Source organism: Rosistilla ulvae (genome assembly GCF_007741475.1).
GTDB classification, from domain to species: Bacteria; Planctomycetota; Planctomycetia; order Pirellulales; family Pirellulaceae; genus Rosistilla; species Rosistilla ulvae.
Genome location: NZ_CP036261.1, coordinates 158,877 through 175,053, shown reverse-complemented (window position 1 = coordinate 175,053; position 16,177 = coordinate 158,877). Strand labels below are relative to the sequence as shown.

Sequence of the window (16,177 nt, the reverse complement as noted above, 5' to 3'; positions counted from 1 at the left end):
CTCCCGCGCCGTGAGACCGCTCGACGACTAGCTCCAGAAAACCTTTTCGGCGGTTTTGCCGAGCATCCAGGCGCGGTCTTGGTCGCTCAAAAAGTCGAGCTTTTTGCGAATCAGATCGATCGAATCTTGATACGTGTGCCCTTCTTCGACTTGATAGGGACAATCGCTGGCCCACATCATCCGCTGGCTGCCGTAGGCGTCCATGCAGCGATGAATCATCGGCCCCAAGTCGGTATAAGGAGCTTGCTTCTTGCCGAGCGCATAGAACGCAGAGGCTTTAAGGTAGGCGTTTTCGTGGCGTGCCAACCGACAGAGCGCTTCGACTTGAGCATCTTGGATCTTGCCATCGACGCCGATCCGAGCGAAGTGATCGACGACGACGCGTGTCTTGGGATACTTGGCACACATCGCATCGACAGCCGGCAGATACTCGGGGTTCATCAACGGACAGATCGCCAGCCCCTCATCCGCAGCGATCGACCACATCTTGTGCATCGTAGGGTTATCGAGCCACTGATCCGCCGGTTGCTTACCGGCCACGATTCGGAAGCCTCGCACGCCCTGCGACTTCAGTTGCCGCATCGTCTGCCGCGGCTTGTCAGCCGGGTCGATCACAGCGACGCCGGAAAACCGGCCCGGATGCGCGGCCATCACGTCTAACATGTACGAATTATCGACGCCATAAAAACTCATCTGGATCAACACGATCCGACTGACACCCGCTGGTTTTGCGTGAGCCATCAATTGTTCGGGCGTAAAGCTAGCCGGCTGCATCGACGATTTGTCGTATGCCTTGTCCAACGGATACTTGTCGGTATCGGGCGTCCAAACATGAACGTGTGCGTCGATGTAGCCGTCCGACTTGCCATCGGCTGCGATTGCCAAACGGTTCGTCGCCGCCAGCGCGGTCGTCGCCGCCGCGGCACCGATCAACTGACGCCGCGATAGCCGAACCGCGGAGAAGACCTTATCATCAACAGCCATTGTGGCGGACGTGGTAGAACCGTTATTTCGCATGAGAGGCTTCCAGTGATTGCTAGTAAGACACCGTTGTCGATTCTGAAACAACTGATCGCGATCCCCAGTCAGAATCCGATGGGGCACGAACCGGTTGGCGACGGTTGGTATGAGGCGGGAGTCAGCCGATGGCTGTGTGAGTTCTTCAAGGAACACAGTTTACCCTACGAGTACCACGAAATCGAATCTCAACGTGGAAATGTTGTCGCTCGCATCGACGGGGATCCGAACCGCCCCACAGTTTTACTGGATGCCCACCAAGACACCGTTCCCGTCGCGGGAATGATCGTCGATCCCTACGACGCGATCGAAAAGGAAGGTCGTTTGTACGGCCGCGGCACCTGCGATGTGAAAGGTTCGATGGCGGCGATGCTTGCCACCGCGCTGCGTCTGATCCCGCTTAATGGCGACCACGCGCCGGTGATTCTGTCGTTCACGTGCGATGAAGAGCGAACGCAAATAGGAGCCGCAGAACTGGCTCGCCGACTTGCCCTGCCCGCCGGACAGCGATCGGCGTTGCTTCCGGAAAATCCTCAGTTTGCGATCGTCTGCGAACCGACCGATCTGAACGTCGTCGTGGCGCATAAAGGAACTGTGCGTTGGAAAATACGCACCAGCGGCGCCGCCGCTCACAGCAGCAATCCAGCTCTCGGCGTCAACGCGATCTACAAGATGGCGAAAATCGTCAGCTGCCTAGAGACCTACGCGGTCGAACTGCAATCCGGCGGCATCGTCCATCCGCTGTGTGGCGGTCGAACGCTCAGCGTCGGCACGATCCACGGCGGGGCGAGCGTCAATATCGTCCCCGAAGTCTGCACGATCGAAATCGATCGCCGGCTGGTACCGGGAGAGGTTGCCGAAGAAGCGATCGCCGACGTCGACCAATATCTCCGCAAAAACTGCGACGCCGACTTTGAGTTCCTACCGACCGATACGATCAGCAACCCGCTGTTGGATCGCGACAACGCGACGTTATGCCAGCGATTGATCGAAGCGGCTGAACCGACGCGGCCCAACCGCCAGGCGATCGGAGTTCCCTTTGGAACGCACGCCCCGCGCGTCGCGGCCCTCGAAATTCCAACGGTTGTCTTCGGCCCCGGCTCGATCGCCCAAGCCCACACCAAAGACGAATGGATCGAGATCCAACAACTCGACGAAGCTGTCGAGATCTTCGTCCGCTTGCTGACGGCAACTTAGTCGCTGGCAAATCGCCCCGCGCTACACCGATTCGGTTGCGGGGCTGTCGGTTTTCGCTGCCGCTTCGGCGTCATCCCGATCGGCGTCGTCGCCCACATCGGCTTCCGAACCGATCGCGTTCGCCTCGACTTCCCGCTTCCGAATCGTTCGCTCCAAGCGGCCGATCTTGCGGCGCAACTGCTTCGCCTCCCCCTCCAACTCTTCCAACTGCAGCTGCAACTTCGCGACCGTCTTCTCGGGCGTTTGCAGCGTCAGACGCTGGAACAGATCCAACAGGATCAACGCCCGCAAGGCTCGCATCGCGGTGCCGCGCAGCCGGTAGGTGCGGACGACTTGGTTCAGCTGGGAGAGCCGAATCAACTTCGACGCCCCCGTCGCTCGCAACAGCCGCAGCGACCGCATGAACGACAGCAGCGGCAACAGGATGATCGCCAATTCGATCCAGTGCTCTTTCAGATATGTCAGCTTCTTCTCGGCAACCGACGCCATCAAGATGAACTCGGCGGCAAAGCTGAACCAGATCACGCCGGTGCTGACGTGCAGCGTGATCCGCAGCCAGCGATAGTCGGCCACCTGAGCCTTTAAAAACAACTCGACGACCAACACCGGCAGGATCATCAGCGCGATCCAGATCATCGGCATACTGAACGTTCGCTCCAATCGCCGCCGCAGACGATCGTCGGATCGCCGCCAGCCCCAACCGGGCAGCCACAACCGCTGCCCCATCTCCAAACTTTGCGCACACATCCGCAGCGAAGGGCAGAGGCAATACAACAGCGAGTAGAAATGGAACCGGCGAGTTTCCCGCGTCCACGGTCGCGTCCGCCAATGATAGACCGACTCGGCAATCACCAGCGGCCAGATCAGCCCCATCAAGAACAAGGTCGCCAGTTCGATCGGTTCCCACGACAACCCCGAGGCAACAGGCGTCGACGTCATTGCCAACGCGGCGACCTCCGGATCGATCGCTTCGGACGCTTGATCGGCTTCCGTTTCCGCCGCCGGATTGCTGGCCAGCGACTCGCGAAGATTGGGGACGTCGATGAAGATCACCACCGACACCGCTTGGCAGACCAGGAACAGCAACGATGCCCAAAACAGCACCGGCGCGGCCCGAGTCGCTAGCCAAATCGGAGGTTCTTCTTTCGTGCGGTGCGTCATTGCCCTGCGTGGATTGTCGATATAAAACGCGGCGACTTGCAACGCCGCCATCGCCGCGCGGCGTGCCTGCCGCGCGAGCCGTTACTAATGTAAGGCCCGACAGCGATCCTATCAGGGCGCTTCGAATCGATTCGAACGGGCAGACCAAACGGAAAACGCATGCCCTGACCTGCAAAAAACCAGCAAAACAACGGTTTATCGCGAAGCAGCGTTCGCCTTAAAGTCGTCCCGGATTTTTGTTAATACCCGCTCCGGATAACCACCGTAACGCTTGTCCGGCGACGCGATCTCGCCGACCGGCATCTTGTCGATCTCCGCTTTGGCGAAAGCTGCCTTTTCGTCCAGCTTGTCGATCGCGTTGAGCGCAGCGATCGCAGCAAAGACGTTGGTCTCCGGCTTCGACGGCGCGACATCAATCAAACACTCGATCCCTTGGCGTTGCAGTTCCTTGTCGCCAAACTTGCCCAACGCATAACCGGCAGCGACGCGAACGTACGGCGAATCGTCGCCGAGCGCCGCGAGCAACGCCTGCTTGGAAGCGTTCACCGCATCGCCACCGCGATTCAAAATTCCGACAGCTCCCCAGTAGCGAACCGCGCTGTCGCTGTCGGTCAGCAGCGACTTCAGCTGGCCCAGGTCTTCGGCGTTGCGACGGGTGGCGATGTCCGCCGCGGCAAAGATCTTTTCGAACGGGTACTTTGTCTCGTCGCGAGCCATCTCGTACGGCGTCGATCCTTCGCTGCGACTGTGGATCTCACCCTCGGGCAAAAAGCCCACGTCGCGGATGTCGTGGCACCATTGATAAAGCGCATCGCGTAGCTCGCCAAGCTTCTGCTGATGCGATGGCGAATCGGCCAAGTTGTTGACTTCGTCGGGATCGGCTTCCAGATCGTAAAGCTCCTCGGCCGGCTTGAGATTCCAAAAGTGCGACTGAGCCGCGTTGCAAAGCCCTGCATCAAAAGCCCGCTTCCACGCAGCGGTCGATGGCGTTTGGAAGTTGTACGAAACAAACTGGCCGTAGATGAAGTGCGGGTTGAAATTGCGGATGTATTGATATCGGCCGTCGGTGACGGTGCGGATGAAGTCGTAGCGTTCATCCATCCGGTCGCGGAAGCCGTACATATACTTTGGAGCTTCGGTTTCATATTCCCCGGCGATCGCCTGACCTTGCATCCACTCCGGCGGTTGGACGCCCGCCAGACTCAACAGCGTCGGCGCGAGATCGACAAATCCGACCAACCGATCGCTGACACCGCCGGTCTGATATTCCTTGGGAGCCAGGTGCCGCCATTTTTCGGGAAAGTAGACAACAAGAGGAACCGACAGGCCGGAGTTGTAGGTCCAGCGTTTGCCACGCGGCATCCCCGAACCGTGATCGCCGTAGTAGAAGACGATCGTCGAATCGGTCAATCCTTGCTCGTCGAGTTCCCGCAACAGCTTGCCCGCCGTGGCGTCCGCTTTGGTGACCACATCGTAATACTGCGCCCAGTCGCGGCGAGTGTCTTCGTTGTCGGGATGATAAGCGGGAACGCGAACCTTCGCCGGATCGTGGAGCTGTTTGTGCGGCCGCGTGCGGATTTTGCTCTCGTGACTGCACGTCTCATTGAAGATCGCAAAAAACGGTTGCTTCGGATCGCGATTCTTGTAGTGAGCCTTGCGCGACGAATCGGCCCAGCCGGTCGGTCCTGCCGAACGGACGTTGTAGTCCTGTTTGTTATTGTTCGTGCAATAGTAGCCGGCCTCGGAAAGCATCGCCGGATACAACGGAATCGAATCGGGCAACGGAACCATGCTGCGCATGTGCTGTCCGCCATTCGAAGGAGGATACAGACCGGTGATCAGCGTCGTTCGAGCCGGAGCGCAAACGGGAGCTGTCGACCAAGCCAATTTGTACCGCATCCCCTTTTTCGCCAACGCATCGACGTTGGGTGTCGTGGCGAATTCGTCGCCGTAACATCCCATCTCCGGACCATGATCCTCGCTGGTGATCCACAAAATGTTGGGCCGTTGGTCAGCCGAACCGACAGCAGCCCCACAAGCGGTGATTGCGCAAAGCAGAAGGGGAACAAAACGTTTCATGGGAAGTCCGCCATGGGATATTATGTGAAGCTGGCAACCGCTGACTAAACAACAGCGGCACCTTGAGATCCAATCCCTCATAGCGTAATACAAGCGTCACCGCGATGCACGCGTTGCCAGACGCCCCGTCGAGTTTGTTTGGCTCGGCGAGGATCGTTCCATTAGAATCGGCCGACAAAGAATCGCCCCCTCGTGCCGAATCGATTTGCCAAAGAGAAAGAAGCTCCTCATGAACCACCCTCCGACGACATCCACCCGCCCCACCACCGCACCTCGCCCGCGCGCAGGCCGGCTGGCATTCGCCTGCACTCTTTTGGCGATCTTGATCGGTCAAACGATTCAAGCGGCGTCGGTTCGTGCGGATCAAGATGCCCAGCCAAACCTGATCTATATCATGGTCGACGATCTCGGCTACGGTGACCTCGGCTGCTTTGGGCAAGAAACGATCAAGACGCCGAACATCGATCGTTTGGCCTCCGAAGGGATGAAGCTGACCAGCCACTACTCGGGCAACACAGTCTGCCGCCCCTCGCGACTGAGCCTCTGGACGGGGATGCACGCCGGGCACACGGCGATCGATTCCAACGCACCCTATGTGCTCAAGGAATCGGACGTGACCGTCGCCGAACTACTGCAGCAAGCGGGCTACACGACCGGCGGCATCGGAAAGTGGGCGTTGGGGAACACCGAGAATTCGGGACATCCAAACCGCCAAGGGTTCGATTTCTGGATGGGATATCTGGACCAAGGCGAAGCTCACAACTACTACCCTGTTAAACTGTGGCGGAACGATCAAAAGGTTCCGTTGCCAGGCAACGTGCTCAGCGACGCGACGCTGGCCCGCGGCCGCGTGTCGACCCAAAGAACCACCTATTCCCACGACGTGATGACCGAGGAGATGCTCGACTTCGTTCGCAGTCAGGGAGACAAGCCGTTCCTGATGCACATCCACTGGACGATCCCGCACGCCAATAACGAAGGGGGCCGCGTCAACAAGGACGGGATGGAGGTTCCCGACTACGGAATCTACGCCGATCGCGATTGGCCGAATCCCGAGAAGGGTTTTGCGGCGATGATCACGCGGATGGATGGCGACGTGGGACGTTTGATGGCGCTGCTGAAAGAGAAGGGGATCGACGACAACACGCTGGTCGTGTTCACGTCGGACAACGGCCCACACAGCGAAGGGAATCACAAACACGAGACCTTCGATTCCAACGGCCCGCTGCGAGGTTACAAACGCGATCTCTATGAAGGAGGGATCCGAATGCCAACGATCGCCCGCTGGCCCGGCAAGATCGCCGCCGGTTCGACAAGCGACGAACTGTTGGCGCACTACGACTGGCTGCCGACCGCATGCGAACTGGCGGGCATCGAATCGCCGACAACGACCGATGGAATCTCCTTCGCTCCCACGCTGCTTGGCCAAACGCAGCGTTCCCACGAATACTTGTTCTGGAGCTACGGTCCGAAAAAAGCGGTCCGGATCGGAGACTGGAAAGGCGTGATCCCGGGGAAAGACAAACCGCTGGAACTCTACGACCTCAGCAACGACATCGGCGAAACGAAGAACATCGCCGACCAACACCCCGACGTCGTCGAGAAGATGAAACAAGCGATCGCCGAATCGCTGGAGTAAAGGCTTTAGCCGACGACGCGCGCGCTGGAGTAGAGGCTTTAGCCGACGACGTGCGCGCTGGAGTCAAGGCTTTAGCCGATGACGCGCGACTTCTTTCCCAACGCAACATTCCAGCGTGATATGCTGATGGAGCGGGGAACCTCACGGCGTCGCGGGTTCGCGTCGCCACCGGTCTCACCAATCCGAAGGGCTCGTCATGCAAAAGCCACTCATTGTTGCGTCGATGACTCTGCTGGCCGCCTGCACCGGCTGCATCCAAACGGTTTACAAAATCGATCTGAAACCGGAGGGGAACGAGATCACGCGGACGCTTTCGGTGAAGGAGACGTCGCAAAACCCCTCCTCGCAGCAGCAGACGCAACAGACCGAAGAGCTGCGACGCATCGCAACGCTCTATCCCGAGGGACGCGCCGAGGATCGCGAGGGATTGCCGACGTTCGTCAGCCGATTCGCGGAACAGATGCCAACCGACGTCGGCGGCGCGGGCGGTTTCACTCAATTCGATAGCCCGTTGGGATCGGTATCGATCTACAGCGAACGGTTCCGCGGGAACGACGACCTCGCCGGTTCGTTGGCCGCACGCCAACGCGCCGCAGACGATCTGATCGACCTCGCGTTAGGTTGGATCGACTTTGAATTCTCCGCCGCTCAATCCGATCCGGTCGACGATCCGATCGATATCGCACCGATCAAATCGCTGATCGATGGGGAACTACGCCAAGACTTCAAGAACGCGAGCCTGCTGCTGTGGATGGCTGGACAGCGGCAGAGCGAACCGAGCAACAACAGCCCCTTCTTCCGCTTGGCACAATACCTCGCCGAACGCAACTATTTTTCACTGCAACAGATTCCAGCGATCGCGAGGCTGGCCCAACAACAGAATCCCGAGCTGTTCATTTCATTTGCTCACGGCCTGCTTGCGCAAAAACTGACCGCAACATCCCCCGACGCGGACACACGCTGCCTGGACATTCTGAAGGACCGGTCGAGGCTCGAAAAATCGATTCGAACCTACCTCAAGGGGACCGATGAATACAAGCAACTCGTCGCACAGCAGGAACAAGCGGCGGGTGCTGCCACACCAAGACATGTCGATGAGGCGCAGGTCATCGGCAACAAAGTGATGGCGGCGTTGGCTCCTGACTTGTTCAGCCGTCACGATCACGTGGAGGTTACGTTGCACCTTCCGCTGCCCCCCGAATCGACCAACGGCACCTGGGATGACGACACAAAATCGGTTCGCTGGTCGCAGTCGATCGGCGATTCCTCGACGCCAGGGTTCGTCTTCGCTACCTGGTGCGTACCCGATTCCGAACAGCAGACCACACGATTCGGAAGCGTCATCGTGCGCGGCGGTGAACTCTCCAACTACGTGATTTGGTACTGCGGGCTCACCCCAGCGGAATCGAAGCAATGGGATACGATGCTATCGACGATCGGCCCCGACGCCGATGCGGTCGCCACATTGCAGGCTTTCCGATTCGAAGGAAGTCCGAATCAAAAGCTGCCGATCGCCGCGACGTTGGCCCGTTTGATCCAGAACCCGAGCAACTAGGCCAGCGGTGAGACGGTGACCACGATCCCTTTGAACGCCGGGGTCTTGCTTTGCGGGTCGGCGTAGCGGGAGACGAGGCAGTTCGATTCGGGGTAATACATCAGCGAGTTTCCGGGGCGGATCGAATCAAAACCGCGAGCGAGATAGCCATCGATCTGGCCGGTGTCGCTGCGGATCGAAACCGGTTGATCGTGCCGCAGCCCCAACCGCTGCAGGTCGTCGGGATGCATCAAGATGATGTCGCGGCGGTCTTGGTTTCGGTAAAGGTCTTCCTCTTCGTAGACGACCGTGTTGAATTGCCCTTCGCTGCGGACCGTCATCAACCGCAACTCGTTGGAATCGGTCCCCTTCAGATCGGGCAAGGCATGCGTGTGCATGACAGCTTTGCCATCGGCGGTGGGAAAGCTTGGTTCATGAAACGTCCGCCCCTCGAGCTGGAACTCTTGTTTGGTCGCTTCGATCTTGTCGAGCTTCGTGTAGCCGGGGACCACTTCACTGATCCAGTTGCGGATCGTCGAGGTCTGCTGCAACTGGTCCCAGCAAATCAGATCGCTATCGCCGATCGCGCGGCGTCCTAGATCGGCGATCACGCGAACTTCGCTGCGCGGCCCCGGCACGCGTCGCGGCCCGCCGTCGCTCATCCGGATGAAGTTAAACATCGACTCCTGCGTCGTCGCTTCGGGCTCTTCATCGCGAGGCAGCACCGGCAGGATGATCGTTTCGTCCGCCAAACCGTTGACGTGTCCCGTGTTCAGCGTCGTGCTGAGCATGACCGACATCTCCAGCCGCGAGAGCGCTTCGGCCGCGTAACGCGAATCGGGATTCGAGCCGTAGAGGTTGCCGCCTAGGCAGAGCCCAAATTTCATCCGCCGATCGTGAGCAGCTTCCATGCAGGCGAGGGTGTCCAATCCCGTCGTTGTTGGCAGGTCCAAGTGGAACTTCGATTGCAGGTTCTCAAAAATCGCGTCCTTCAGTTTTGGCGTCACGCCAACCGAACCGATCCCCTGCACATTGCTGTGCCCGCGGATCGGCAGCAGCCCGCATCCGGGACGGCCAAGCATTCCGCGCGCCATCGCGAGGTTAGCGATCGCTTGCACGTTTTGCACTCCATGAGCGTGATGCGTGATCCCCATCGTCCACGCAAAAACCGTCCGCCGCGACTTGGCATAAACGCCCGCAACGGTGCGGATCTGATCGCGGTCGATCCCCGATTTTGCCACGATCTCGTCCCACGACATCGCGGCGACGGCGTCGATCCAAGCGGCCGAATCGGTGCAGTGGGCATCGAGGAACGAGCGGTCGAGCGTCTCATCTTCGAAGCACTGTTTGGCGATGCCCCACAGCAACGCCAGGTCGCCGCCGATGTGAGGTTGCACATAATGCGAAGCGATCTTGGTTCCAAACAACAGGCTGATCGGATCGCTGGGAATCCGAAAGTTGACCATCCCGGTCTCGCGAACCGGATTGATAACGATCACGTGACCGCCGCGACGGCGCACATGCATCAGACTTGTCATCATCCGCGGATGATTGCTGGCCGGGTTGCCGCCGATCACAAAAACAAGATCAGCCTGCTCCAGATCCTCCAACACAATCGTCGCCGTTCCGCTGCCGACCGACGACTGCAGCCCGACGCCACTCGCCTGGTGACAGTAGTAGCTGCAGTTATTAACGTTATTGGTTCCGTAGAGTCGAGCGAGCAACTGCAGCAAGAAGCCCGCTTCGTTGCTGCTGCGGCCACTGAAATACCAAAACGTTTCGTCGGGCGTTAGCGAGCGGAGCTTGGTGGCGATCCGCGATAGCGACTCCTCCCACGAGATCGTTTGGAAATGAGAGGCCCCGCGGCGGTAGATCACCGGCTGGACCAGCCGACCGCAATGCTCCAGTTCGCGCGGCGTCATCTGCGACAACTGCTCGACCGGATGCTGATCCCAGAAGGTGGGTAAAACGGCCGGCTGCAAATCGGCCGCCATCGCCTGCAAACTCTTCTTGCAGACCTCGGGAAACGCCCCGCGCTCGTTGACCATGCCACCCTTCTGGCCGCCCATACCCAAGGCGCACGTCTTACAAGCGTTCCGCGTTCGCATGGCGTTATACATCTTCAAGACGCCGCCGACCTCGCGTCCTTTCTTGAGCGTATAGAGGATCGCTCGGAAACCGCCACCGCTGCGAACTTTCATCTTCATTTCACTCAGCCATTGTGATCGTTGTGCAGAAACCCAGTCATTGCGAGGGGAACGCCTGGGCGCCGGGCCCTTAGCCATTATTATCGCAGGCCCCGACACAAGTCGAATATGCCGCGCGACCGACACAATCCACCGCCGCCCCCAGGCAGTCATCGACGTGAAATCCCGAACGAACCGTTCAATTCGTTGATATCCGGTTTCACGGACGTATAGAATAAGAAGGAACGCTGGAACGCGTCCCGCCGGCTCCCACCTATCACCTTCCATCCACTTTGCAGTCGCCCATGTTGCTACGCATTCTATCGTCGATGGGTCTGTGCCTGGTTTGGCATCTTTGTTGTTTTGCCGAACAATCGCAGGTCGATTTCAATCGCGACATTCGTCCCATCCTCTCCAACCATTGCTTTTCCTGCCACGGTCCCGATGCGGAACACCGTCAGGCGGGACTGCGATTGGATGAAGCCGAACCGGCTTTGGCGGAACTCGACAGCGGCGATCGAGCGATCGTCCCCGGCGACGTCGACGCCAGCACTCTGATCGCGCGGATCGCCAGCGACGACGAAGGCGATGTCATGCCGCCGGTCGATTTCCACAAACCGCTCACGGCCAAGCAGAAGCAATTGCTGACCGACTGGATCGCTCAAGGGGCTCCCTTCAGCGCCCACTGGTCGCTGCTGCCGCCCGTGAAAGCAGCCCCGCCGGCGATCTCCGATCCATCGATCCAAGCCGATGGTCCGATCGATCAATTCATCGCCCGCAAGGCGATCGACGCGGGACTGTCGATCAATCCGCCAGCCGATCGGCGGTCGCTGATCCGCCGCGCCACCTTCGACCTGACCGGGCTGCCGCCGACACTGCAAGAGGTTCGCGATTTCGTCGACGACAAGTCGCCCAACGCTTACGAAAAATTGATCGACCGATTGTTGGAGTCGAAGCGATTTGGCGAGCACCAAGCTCGCTACTGGTTGGACCTGGTCCGCTACGGCGACACGCACGGTCTGCACCTGGACAACTACCGCGAGATGTGGCCCTATCGCGATTGGGTGATCGCAGCGATCAACGACAATAAACCGCTGGACGAATTCATCACCGAACAACTCGCCGGCGACCTGATCCCCAACGCCACGCTGCAGCAACAGATCGCCAGCGGCTTCAATCGACTGAACGTCACGACAAGCGAAGGGGGATCGATCTACGACGAGGTCTACGTCCGTAACTGCGTCGATCGCGTCTCCGCGTTTGGCACTGTCTTCCTGGGCATGACCACCGGCTGCGCGGTCTGCCACGATCACAAGTTCGATCCGATCTCGGCTCGCGACTTCTATTCGCTGTTTGCCTATTTCAACAGTCTCGATGGCCGAGCGTTGGACGGCAACAAGAAGGATCACCCGCCAACGGTTCAAGTGCCGACGGCAGAGCACGAGAGCCAACTGAAACAACTGCGGGAAGAACTCGATTTGCTCGACATCGAGATGGAGGGTGACCTGACGGGGGTCGACGAAGCGCAGCACCGTTGGGAACAGCGACTGACCGGTGGCCAAGCGATCCAGTGGGTCCCGTTGATACCCGATAAAGTGACAACCGAAAGCGATTTGAAGCTGGAGCAATTAGAAGATGGTTCGGTCAAAGCGACCGGCACCCCAGCGGCGACCGACACGCTTGTGATCGAAGCTCCCGTGCCCGCTGGCGACAACTGGCAACTGCTGCAATTGGAAGTCCTGGCCGAAGAGAACAAGCCGGGCGGAATCAGCAGCAATGGCAATGCGGTCCTGACCGAGATGGAGGTCGAAATCGCATCGCCGATGTCGGGCAATCGCTGGCTGCCGGTGAAGTTGATCTATGGCGAAGCCGATTACGAACAGCCCGACGGCAAGTTTGCGATCGGGTATGCGTTCGACGGCAAGCAGGACAAAGACGCCGGCTGGGCGATCGGCGGCCACTTGAATCCCGGCACGCGATCGGCGTGGCTTGTCGCGTCGAGCTTCCTGACCGACGGTGCCGATTCGCGGTTGCGAATCAAATTGCACTTCAAATCGCAGTGGGCCGGACATCAATTCGGGCAGGTCCGTTTGAGTGTCAGCGATGCCGTTCCGCAACCGGCTGCCGACCAACAACTTGTCCTTGGCGACTGGGATCAAACGGGACCGTTTCCAGTGGAATACCCCACCGCGGGCTACTTCCGAACTTTCGCCTCCGAGGGGCGTAAATTTAACGCCGATGAAAAGTTCGGCAGCCACGAAGTGCCATGGACGAAACAACCGACCTACGCCGATGCCGCGGCGCACGATCTGCCGACCGTTGGCGACGAGCCTTCGGTCGTCTTATTGCATCGCACGATCGAGGCGAAGACACCTCAAAAGGTGACGCTGCTGTTAGGCACTCAAGACGGCCTCGTGTTGTTTGTTAATCAGAAGAAGCAGGGCGAGCTGCAGCAGCAGCGAGACTTCGCGTCGCTGCGAGACGAATACGAAATCGACCTGAAGCAGGGAGTGAATCACATCCTATTAAAGGTCGTCAGCCATGGCGGGCGACCGAGTCGGTTTGCCTTTGCCGTTCGATCCCCTTCGGCTCCAGTCCCCGCATCAATTGTGGAGATTGCCAAGTTGGATCCCGCCGCGCGGACCGACGACCAGGCGGATGCGATCCGCGCCTACTATCGCCGCGTCGCCAGCATCGATCCCGATTGGCTGGTGTTGCGAGCTCAAAAAGATGGGCTCTTGAACCAGATCACCGCCGTCGAAAAATCGTTCCCGACGACCTTGGTTTGGAAGGAATTGAAAGAGCCGCGGCCGAGCCACGTCCTGCTGCGTGGCGAATACGACCAGAAGGGCGAAGTGGTCCCGCGAGCGGTACCGGCCGCGCTGCCGCCGCTGCCCGAAGGCGTTCCAAACGATCGGATGGGGCTAGCGAAATGGTTGACCGATCCCAGCCATCCTCTAACAGCCCGCGTTGCGGTGAACCGCTATTGGCAGCAGCTGTTTGGCACCGGCATCGTCAAGACGAGCGAAGACTTTGGCGCTCAAGGCGAACCGCCAAGCCATCCGCAACTGCTCGATTGGCTGGCAATCGATTTCCGCGATTCGGGCTGGGATGTGAAGCGGATGGTCAAACAGATCATGATGTCGCAGACCTACCGCCGCGACCAACACGTCTCGCCACAGCAACGCGACAGCGACCCGAGCAATCGGCTGCTGGCCCGCGGGGCACGGTTCCGCTTGGATGCGGAGATGTTGCGAGACCAAGCGTTGATGGCCAGCGGACTGCTGGTCGAGAAACAGGGTGGCCCGAGCGTCAAGCCGCCGCAACCCGAAGGGCTTTGGGAAGCGGTTGGATATTCGGGTTCGGACACCGTCAATTTCAAACCCGACAGCGGCGAAAAGATCTACCGCCGCAGCCTCTACACATTCTGGAAACGGACGAGCGGCCCGCCGACGATGACGATGCTGGACGCGCCGAGCCGCGAATCGTGCACGGCGCGGCGAGAGCGAACCAACACGCCGCTGCAGGCATTGATGATGCTCAACGAATTGCAGTTCGTCGAATGCTCGCGGAACCTCGGCCAACGCGTGATCGCCGAAGGGGGCAGCGACGACGCCCAAAAGATCGCTTGGGCTTTTGAAACGCTGACCTCGAGAACTCCTTCGGAAACCGAAACGGCTGAACTGGTCGGACTGCTCAACGACGCCCGCGCGGCGTTTGCCAAAGACCCCGAAAATGCAAACCGCTTGATCAAGCTGGGGCAATCGCCCACGCCCGATTCGATCGACCCGATCGAACTTGCAGCTTGGACCGCCGTGGCGAGCACGTTAATCAACCTGGATGAAGTGGTGACAAAATGACAATCGACGCGCTGAACCAATACAGACAACTACTCACCCGCCGCCACTTCTTCCGCAACGCGTCGCTGGGTCTGGGAACCGCCGCATTGGCGTCGATGCCCGGCAGTCCATTGCATGCCGCCACCGCCGGTGCTGGGCTCCAGGGCACACCGGGACTGGCAAACCTGCCGCACCATCAACCGAAAGCCAAACGGGCGATCTATCTGTTCATGTCGGGCGCGCCGAGCCAGATGGACATGTGGGACTACAAGCCGAAGATGGCCGATTGGTTCGACAAAGATCTCCCCGAAACGATCCGCCAAGGGCAGCGTCTGACGACGATGACCAGCGGGCAATCGCGGTTCCCGATCGCTCCTTCGATCTACAAGTTCGCTCAGCATGGCAAGGCGGGCACGTGGGCCAGTGAATTGGTCCCGCACATGGCCAAGAAGGTCGACGAGATTTCGATGATCCGGTCGATGTGGACCGAAGCGATCAACCACGATCCGGCGATCACCTACATCTGCACCGGCGACCAATTGCCGGGCAAACCGAGCCTCGGATCATGGCTCAGTTACGGCCTGGGGAATGAAAACGAAAACCTACCGTCGTTCCTGGTCATGACAGCGTCATGGTCCGGACGCCAGCAAGCCCAAGCGCTCTACAACCGTCTATGGGGGAGCGGCTTTTTGCCAAGCAAATTCCAAGGCGTTTCGCTTCGCAGCGCCGGCGACCCGGTGCTGTACCTGTCGAATCCCAGCGGATTGGATGCGGGCGTCCGCCGGCGGATGCTCGACAGCCTCTCGCGACTGAATCAACAGACCTACGAAGCGATCGGCGATCCGGAGACCAACGCCCGGATCGCTCAGTACGAGATGGCGTTTCGAATGCAGACGTCGATCCCCGAACTGGCCGATCTAAGCGACGAACCGCAACATGTTTTGGACCTGTACGGTCCCGATGTCATGCGACCTGGATCTTATGCAAACTGCTGCATCCTGGCGCGGCGGATGGCCGAGCGCGGCGTACGGTTCACGCAGATCTTCCATCGCGGCTGGGATCAGCACGGCAACCTGCCGGGCGACCTACCAAAACAATGCAAGGACACCGACCAACCCAACGCGGGACTGCTGACCGATCTGAAACAGCGCGGCCTGCTGGACGACACGCTTGTCGTTTGGGGCGGTGAATTTGGACGCACGATCTACTGCCAAGGCAAGCTGACGCAAAAGACCTATGGCCGCGATCACCATCCCAAGTGTTTTACAGTCTGGATGGCGGGAGCGGGCATCAAGCAAGGCGTCGTGCACGGCGAGACGGACGAGTTCAGTTACAACGTGACAGCTGATCCGGTTCACATCCGCGATCTCAACGCCACGATCCTGAACCAACTGGGAATCGACCACAGCCGGTTCACCTACCCGTTCCAAGGCCTCGACCAACGCCTAACCGGCGTCACCGAAGCCAACGTGATCCGCCCGATCCTGGCATAAATCTCTCCCCCAGGCAGACGTTTCGCTGTCAG

Annotated in this window: 9 protein-coding genes; 5 read left to right on the top strand and 4 right to left on the bottom strand. The window is 59.4% G+C overall.

All coding sequences use genetic code 11. From position 1 onward, the window contains the following. Nucleotides 1–27 precede the first annotated feature (27 nt). Complete coding sequence (locus EC9_RS00675) at nucleotides 28–984, bottom strand: amidohydrolase family protein (RefSeq protein ID WP_145341487.1); 957 nt, start codon at nucleotides 982–984, stop codon at nucleotides 28–30. A 45-nt stretch (nucleotides 985–1,029) separates the two neighbouring features. Between EC9_RS00675 and EC9_RS00670 the strand changes: the two genes are divergently transcribed. Next, entirely contained in the window at nucleotides 1,030–2,214 is a 1,185-nt protein-coding gene (locus EC9_RS00670; protein ID WP_218934486.1) for a M20 family metallopeptidase, read from the top strand. Nucleotides 2,215–2,235: 21 nt separating this feature from the next. On the opposite strand, the gene EC9_RS00665 is transcribed toward EC9_RS00670, so the two are convergent. Both EC9_RS00665 and EC9_RS00660 read right to left on the bottom strand, forming a co-directional pair. Continuing rightward, the gene (locus EC9_RS00665; protein ID WP_145341485.1) at nucleotides 2,236–3,426 is read right to left on the bottom strand and encodes a potassium channel protein; all 1,191 of its coding nucleotides are present in this window, start codon (nucleotides 3,424–3,426) and stop codon (nucleotides 2,236–2,238) included. A gap of 144 nt (nucleotides 3,427–3,570) precedes the next feature. After that, nucleotides 3,571–5,454, bottom strand: a complete 1,884-nt coding sequence (locus EC9_RS00660) for a sulfatase-like hydrolase/transferase (protein ID WP_145341483.1) — start codon at nucleotides 5,452–5,454, stop codon at nucleotides 3,571–3,573. Nucleotides 5,455–5,683: 229 nt separating this feature from the next. Between EC9_RS00660 and EC9_RS00655 the strand changes: the two genes are divergently transcribed. Together EC9_RS00655 and EC9_RS00650 are read left to right on the top strand one after the other, a co-directional pair. Next, the gene (locus EC9_RS00655) at nucleotides 5,684–7,093 is read left to right on the top strand and encodes an arylsulfatase (RefSeq protein ID WP_145341481.1); all 1,410 of its coding nucleotides are present in this window, start codon (nucleotides 5,684–5,686) and stop codon (nucleotides 7,091–7,093) included. A 196-nt stretch (nucleotides 7,094–7,289) separates the two neighbouring features. Beyond that, nucleotides 7,290–8,648 (top strand): hypothetical protein, encoded by a 1,359-nt coding sequence (locus EC9_RS00650; protein WP_145341479.1) that lies wholly within the window; start codon nucleotides 7,290–7,292, stop codon nucleotides 8,646–8,648. Here the strand turns inward: EC9_RS00650 and EC9_RS00645 are convergent. Further along, entirely contained in the window at nucleotides 8,645–10,828 is a 2,184-nt protein-coding gene (locus EC9_RS00645; protein WP_246106108.1) for an FdhF/YdeP family oxidoreductase, read from the bottom strand. The two genes, EC9_RS00650 and EC9_RS00645, sit on opposite strands and share 4 nt — an antisense overlap. 290 nt (nucleotides 10,829–11,118) lie before the next feature. On the opposite strand from EC9_RS00645, the gene EC9_RS00640 reads away from it, so the two are divergent. Together EC9_RS00640 and EC9_RS00635 are read left to right on the top strand one after the other, a co-directional pair. Next, nucleotides 11,119–14,673 (top strand): PSD1 and planctomycete cytochrome C domain-containing protein, encoded by a 3,555-nt coding sequence (locus tag EC9_RS00640; protein ID WP_145341477.1) that lies wholly within the window; start codon nucleotides 11,119–11,121, stop codon nucleotides 14,671–14,673. Continuing rightward, nucleotides 14,670–16,145, top strand: coding sequence for a DUF1501 domain-containing protein (locus EC9_RS00635; protein WP_145341475.1), 1,476 nt, complete (start codon nucleotides 14,670–14,672; stop codon nucleotides 16,143–16,145). The genes EC9_RS00640 and EC9_RS00635 overlap by 4 nt, the downstream gene beginning before the upstream one ends. The last annotated feature ends 32 nt before the right edge of the window (nucleotides 16,146–16,177 follow it).

What these genes read in the sequence shown, in the direction of transcription:
- EC9_RS00675 (WP_145341487.1), bottom strand. Translation starts at nt 984, where the DNA reads ATGGCTGTTGATGATAAGGTCTTCTCCGCGGTTCGGCTATCGCGGCGT.
- EC9_RS00665 (WP_145341485.1), bottom strand. Translation starts at nt 3,426, where the DNA reads ATGGCGGCGTTGCAAGTCGCCGCGTTTTATATCGACAATCCACGCAGG.
- EC9_RS00660 (WP_145341483.1), bottom strand. Translation starts at nt 5,454, where the DNA reads ATGAAACGTTTTGTTCCCCTTCTGCTTTGCGCAATCACCGCTTGTGGG.
- EC9_RS00655 (WP_145341481.1), top strand. Translation starts at nt 5,684, where the DNA reads ATGAACCACCCTCCGACGACATCCACCCGCCCCACCACCGCACCTCGC.
- EC9_RS00650 (WP_145341479.1), top strand. Translation starts at nt 7,290, where the DNA reads ATGCAAAAGCCACTCATTGTTGCGTCGATGACTCTGCTGGCCGCCTGC.
- EC9_RS00645 (WP_246106108.1), bottom strand. Translation starts at nt 10,828, where the DNA reads ATGAAAGTTCGCAGCGGTGGCGGTTTCCGAGCGATCCTCTATACGCTC.
- EC9_RS00640 (WP_145341477.1), top strand. Translation starts at nt 11,119, where the DNA reads ATGTTGCTACGCATTCTATCGTCGATGGGTCTGTGCCTGGTTTGGCAT.
- EC9_RS00635 (WP_145341475.1), top strand. Translation starts at nt 14,670, where the DNA reads ATGACAATCGACGCGCTGAACCAATACAGACAACTACTCACCCGCCGC.